The following is a 4,826-nucleotide window of genomic DNA, read 5'->3' on the forward strand; positions in this document are numbered from 1 at the left end:
CTTAAAAATGGAGAGATCAAGTTAGAAGGACCAGAACCAGATGTAGATATAGGCGTGGAACAAATTTTAGCAGCCAAAGATGGTTACGATTATTTTACTGGAAAAGAAATATCTAAAATTCAATCTGCGACTATCATATTCGGGGTGGTATCTTCTGGTTTTTCTTGGAGAGGAAGTAGACGCTTCTCTCTTTCTAAAATGCAAGTTAGTAAGATAAAGAATAACGTGAAAACGACAAGTAATTCTGTTAATGGTAAAATAAATAATAAAGCAACAGTTACTAAGGATACGGGTGATGCTGTCCCTTCTTATGGAAAGAATTCAGTACCAAAAGGACCTTATAGAGAAGTTAATGGATTCCCAGTTAAAGTAAAGCCAGGTGCTCAAGAGAAACATATTCCTAATACTCCAAATTACAAACAAGAAATAGCAAATGGAAAAAACAAAAGTATTTTCTATGGCGATAACAAAACAGCACAAGAATTGCTGGATAAGTTTGCAGGGAAAGGTCAACTACTGCCAAACGGTAAAAAAGAAAGAGTAGACTTTGGTAAACCAATTGGGAAATACTATGATCTTGATATTAGTGAATACCTTGAAACTACTAGAGGAATGATTCATTATGGAAAAAATGGAGCTCATATAGTGCCTTCAGAACCATTACAGAAGTAATAAGAGGAGGATGTACATGGAATATGATCCTTTAATACAAGCGTTAAAAGATTATAAAGATAATGACTTAATAATAGAGTGGGATAGTGGATTGAAAATTATTGGTGAACCAGACACACTCTTTGAAACAGACAATGGGTTGGATGACGATGATGTGAATTATACGGAATATTATGCAGTTACATTTCAAGTAAATGATATTTTAACGCACCCTACTAGTGAAGAAAGCAGTTTATATAATTGGTTAATACAAAAAAAAGGATCATTAGTTGAAATTTCTCTCTATGATGATCCACCAAGTTCAGTATTTTTAACCGACGGAAAGAGAGTTTGGGAAAGGGAAATATATAAATAATAGCTGCTATTCAAACTTTTACCTTGATGGGCTACATGCCTTTCAAGGTTTTTTCTTGACTAAAAGAGTTTATGGATAAAAATAGCCCAATATTGAATCAAAAGTCTAATGGTAAGTAAATGTACGATATTGATTACATTTGCACACGAGAATGACAAAGCTCGTGGCGATAAAAGGTAGGTTACGTAAGAAGGTTACTAGTTTAGCATCAGGGCAGACAAAAATTGGATTGTGTTTTTACAAGAGACGGTCGTATAATACTCGCTATTCGTTTAAAAGCGTAACATAAATTTTAATTTTCGTAACAGGATGGTGAAAAGTTGAACATTGTTGGGGATATAAGAGTCTCCACTCAAGGGCAGGAAAGAGATGGATGCAGCTTGAAATATCAAGAAGATGAAATTAAAGCATACTGTAAGGAACAAGGCTTAAACTTGATTCATATTTTTAGATATGAAGGAATTAGTGGCGCAAAACTAAATGAAGAAGCATTAGAAATAGACAGGGTGGGCTTACAGGAGATGTTGGCTCACCTTTCTTCTGTCCAAATTGATTATGTGGTGATGCTGAACACAAGCCGATTATGGCGGTCAGATATTGTCAAGGTACTGATTCAACGAGAACTAAAGAAATATGGCTGCGATATTAAAAGTATTGAACAGCCATTTTTCAGTTTTAACTTAATATGGCCATACAACAAGCCAAAGCTACATGTGACTTACTGGGATCTTTCTGGAATTGGCGATGTATTTTAGATTTGGCGACCATTTCCTTTACCAACAAATTTCCCCCTAGCCAAGACAGAGAGTGGCTTAAATCATATTTTAAAGATTATCATGAATAACGATACGTCATCCTATATAGGATATGAAGTTCATGAATATGCTGAGAGAATGTGGTTGGGATCTCTTATAGAGTGGCTTAAATCGGAAACGAACAATAGACTAAACTTTAATTATAATAAATATGTGATGCATGTTATAGAGAGACTTCAGCAAGACTATTATTATTTTAATTAGATCGATTATGTCACTTTCTTTTATATAATCTTCGTACTCACCTTGAAATGAATGGGGATGTTAAAAATAAAAAAGATAGGATGTGTTGTCATATGAGTCATAGCGAAGTTGCATTTCAAAAGATAGATGCAACTGACATCAAACCATTAACGAATATCATGAAAAGAGCATTTGATGAGGATAGCAAGCAATACTTGGGCATAGAGGAAGGAGGGCCGCCTGGTTATGACGATGGCACTTTTTTAACAAAATATGCATTGGACTCATCTTCTCAAGCTTTCAAGATATTAATGGAAAATAAACTTATTGGGGCTGTCATCCTTTGGATCGGAGAAGATGGAAACAATTACTTAGGAAACATATTTGTTGATCCGCTTTTTCAAGATAAAGGAATAGGCACGAAAGTATGGAAGGAAATAGAAGGTAGATATCCCGAAACCAAAAAATGGACGACAGAAACACCGGGTTTTTCTAAAAGAAATCATAATTTCTATGTGAATAAGTGTGGTTTCAAAGTAATAAAAATTCTAAAACCGGGCGATAGAGAAGAAGAAAGTTATATACTGGAAAAAGTTATCGAATAAATGCCTAATAGCGACGGGCTCCTTTTGAATAACAAATCTAGGGTGGATAATGAATTTCAAAATAGAAATGTAGGAGAGGAGGAATGGATTATGCAAGTGAAGATACTTAGTGAAAAAGAGCGTGGGCAAATAGAAACTTTATGCAAAAAAAATCCAGGGTACAATTTCTTTATCATTACAAGTCTAAATTATTTATCTAGGGAACAAGAAATGGTGAAATATTGGGGGCAATTTGATGGGTCTGGAAATTTGGAAGGGGTATTAATGCGCTATAACCAATTGTGGTATATATGTGATACGCCTAAAACAGATTTAGCATTATTTGGCGAAGTAGTGATAGCACAGAATCAGGGGACTTTCATAGTAAATGATAATTTGCTACGCGATAGATCGCTTATTCCATACTTAAAAGGCTACAAGACTAAAATGGATCTGCGGGGCCAACTGGTGCAATTGGATAATAATCAATTCGAGCACGAACTCAATAGCAACGTACGTATGGCAGATTTAAATGATGTGGAGAAATTAATAGAGTTTTATCGGAAATCTCCAGAAGATGTTAGAAGAGGGGCGGATAGCATAAAAAGGTCCGTCACGGATGGAAGAAGAACATTTATATTAGAAGTCGAGAACGAAATAGTAGCTTGTGCATTAACTACGGCAGAGCTGCAGGATAAAGTGATGATTGGTGGTATACACGCTCTGAATCAATCAAAAAATAAAGAGTATATACAGTCGGTATTGACTGGAATAATTCATTCGGTAGTAAGAGACGACAAAATTCCCTACATAGTTGTAAGAGACAGGATTATACACACTGTTTGCAACGAGTTAGGTTTTAAAGAAATGGGAAAGTGGCGAATGGTACATATGGAGACGGTTTGAACATGGTGTCAGCCCATCGACTTCCATTTTATCTTGAGTAAGATTCAATAATGAGTAAACCATCGTTTTCATCTCTTTTATCTGGGTTAAGTAATTGGAAGTTCTGTGATAGGTACTTCTATTTTACAATAAAAAAATAGAAATGAAGTAGAATTTTAAACATCTTTTGTCATATTACGTTCCCTTGTGAAACAGAGTTGTCGCATTGCTGCAAATAATGATATACTCCTAAAGGTTGAAGTCGAAATATAGTAGGAGTGTTAATGTTATGATTGCAAAATATCGTCGCGATCCGATACCAATGGGCTTATTACAAGTAATAGAATATAGTTTTGTTATTATCGGTTCTTTTTTTGTTGCGATTGGATTTAATTTATTTTTATTACCTAATAACGTTGCCTCTGGTGGGGTATCTGGGATAAGTACAATTACAAAAGCGGTATTTGATTGGGAGCCTTCGATTGTACAATGGCTGTTAAACATCCCGTTATTTGTCGCAGGTCTTCTTATCCTAGGCCGTAATTTTGGTGTAAAGACATTAATTGGAACTGTCATTTTACCTTTTTTTGTCTTTCTTACAAGTGATATGGAGCCGGCTACTCTTGATCCATTATTAGGCGCGATTTTTGGTGGTATGAGTGTAGGGGTAGGAATAGGAATTGTGTTTCGAGGGAAAGCTTCGACAGGTGGTATTGACTTAGCTGCACAGCTATTACATAAATATATTCCTTTACCCTTAGGAATTTGTGTCGCTTTATTTGACGGCATGATCGTATTTACGGCAACGCTTGTCTTCTCGGTTGAACAAGGTTTATACGCTTTGATTGGTTTGTTTGTTACTAGTAGGACCATTGACTTTGTTCAAGTTGGGTTTAATCGTTCGAAAAACGTAATGATTATTACCGAGCATGTTGAACAAGTCAGACAAGTCATTCTAGATGATGTCGATCGAGGCGTAACAGTTTGGGATGGACAAGGTGGTTATACCAACGAAAGTCGTAAAATCATTATGTGTGTTATAGCTCAAAATGAATTTAATAAAGTAACCCAAATGGTAAAACGAATTGATCCTGGTGCTTTTATTGTTACGATGAACGCAAGTGAAGTATTAGGAGAAGGATTTAAAAAAACATGACGAATGGCCTATTTCCGCATAATTTTTAATGCGGTGATGGGTTTTTTTTTTTTTTTTTTTTTTTTTTTTTTTTTTTATTTTTAAATTTTTTTTTTTTATTTTTTTTTTTTTAAATAAAAAAAAAAAAAAATTTTTTATAATTAAATTTTAAAAAAAAAAAAAAAAAAAAAAAATTT

The 4,826-nt window shown here is 34.5% G+C and carries 5 protein-coding genes and 1 pseudogene; all 6 read left to right on the forward strand.

Annotation, left to right across the window (positions count from 1 at the left end; translation table 11 throughout):
* Window positions 1–672, forward strand: a 672-nt coding sequence (locus DES48_RS16330; RefSeq protein ID WP_245911509.1) for a polymorphic toxin type 50 domain-containing protein, incomplete at its 5' end; no start/stop codon positions are given.
* A gap of 16 nt (window positions 673–688) precedes the next feature.
* The gene (locus DES48_RS15585) at window positions 689–1,027 is read left to right on the forward strand and encodes a hypothetical protein (RefSeq protein ID WP_113870216.1); all 339 of its coding nucleotides are present in this window, start codon (window positions 689–691) and stop codon (window positions 1,025–1,027) included.
* Between the two features lie 320 nt (window positions 1,028–1,347).
* Window positions 1,348–1,707, forward strand: a pseudogene (locus DES48_RS15590) (recombinase family protein); the annotation flags it as partial.
* A 431-nt stretch (window positions 1,708–2,138) separates the two neighbouring features.
* Entirely contained in the window at window positions 2,139–2,630 is a 492-nt protein-coding gene (locus DES48_RS15595) for a GNAT family N-acetyltransferase (RefSeq protein WP_113870217.1), read from the forward strand.
* Window positions 2,631–2,720: 90 nt separating this feature from the next.
* A complete protein-coding gene (locus DES48_RS15600) occupies window positions 2,721–3,515 on the forward strand; it encodes a hypothetical protein (protein ID WP_113870218.1) in 795 nt (264 codons plus the stop codon).
* A gap of 268 nt (window positions 3,516–3,783) precedes the next feature.
* On the forward strand, window positions 3,784–4,650 hold the full coding sequence (locus tag DES48_RS15605; RefSeq protein ID WP_113870219.1) for a YitT family protein: 867 nt from the start codon (window positions 3,784–3,786) through the stop codon (window positions 4,648–4,650).
* Window positions 4,651–4,826: the final 176 nt, after the last annotated feature.

Source organism: Paraliobacillus ryukyuensis (assembly GCF_003315295.1).
In the GTDB taxonomy this organism is placed as follows: Bacteria; Bacillota; Bacilli; order Bacillales; family Amphibacillaceae; genus Paraliobacillus; species Paraliobacillus ryukyuensis.